This is a genomic window from Chthonomonas sp. (assembly GCF_035294505.1).
GTDB lineage: Bacteria > Armatimonadota > Chthonomonadetes > Chthonomonadales > Chthonomonadaceae > Chthonomonas.
In genome coordinates, this window is record NZ_DATGKU010000248.1 from 1 (window position 1) to 1,046 (window position 1,046).

Consider the following 1,046-nt stretch of genomic DNA (forward strand, 5'->3'; position numbering starts at 1 on the left):
GTATCCCATATCAAGCTACAGTCAAGCTCCACGGGGTCTTTCCGTCTAACCGCGGGTAACCTGCATCTTCACAGGTATTACAATTTCACCGGGTCTCTCGTTGAGACAGCGCCCAAGTCGTTACGCCATTCGTGCGGGTCGGAACTTACCCGACAAGGAATTTCGCTACCTTAGGACCGTTATAGTTACGGCCGCCGTTTACTGGGGCTTCAATTCGGACCTTCGGGGTCGCCCCCCTCAGCCCTCCTCTTAACCTTCCAGCACCGGGCAGGCGTCAGCCCCTATACGTCGCCTTTCGGCTTCGCAGAGACCTGTGTTTTTGCTAAACAGTCGCTTGGGCCTTTTCACTGCGGCTCTTCTCAGAGCGCCCCTTCTCCCGAAGTTACGGGGCCATTTTGCCGAGTTCCTTAACGAGAGTTCTCCCGCGCGCCTTCGTGTTCTCCACGCGCCCACCTGTGTCGGTTTCCGGTACGGGCACCTGCTGCATCGCTAGAGGCTTTTCTCGGCAGTGTGAACTCTGGGACTTCGGTACTGTCCTTCCCTCCCCATCACAGCTCACGATTCCCAGGATGCGCATTTCACTACATCCCTCGCTCGCTGCTTGGACGGCCTCTTCCATCCGGCCGCTTCCCTCATCCTCCTGCGTCACCCCATCGCTCAAGCGCTCTCGGTGGTACAGGAATTTCAACCTGTTCTCCTTCGACTACGCCTCTCGGCCTCGCCTTAGGTCCCGACTTACCCTGGGCGGACGAGCCTTCCCCAGGAACCCTTGGGCTTTCGGCGGAGGGGATTCTCACCCCTCTTTTCGCTACTCATACCGGCATTCTCACTTCCACTCGCTCCACAAAGCCTCCCGACTCTGCTTCTCCGCCAGTGGAACGCTCCCCTACCATGTCTCCATCCAAAGCTTCGGTGTCCGGTTTAGCCCCGTTACATTTTCCGCGCAGCGCCACTCGACCAGTGAGCTATTACGCACTCTTTCAATGGTGGCTGCTTCTAAGCCAACATCCTGGTTGTCTGTGCAACGCCACATCGTTCCCCACTGA

General features: G+C 57.7%; 1 rRNA gene. It reads right to left on the reverse strand.

Going from position 1 to position 1,046, the window contains the following annotated elements:
- Positions 1 to 1,046, reverse strand: a 23S ribosomal RNA gene (locus tag VKV18_RS14955); the annotation flags it as partial.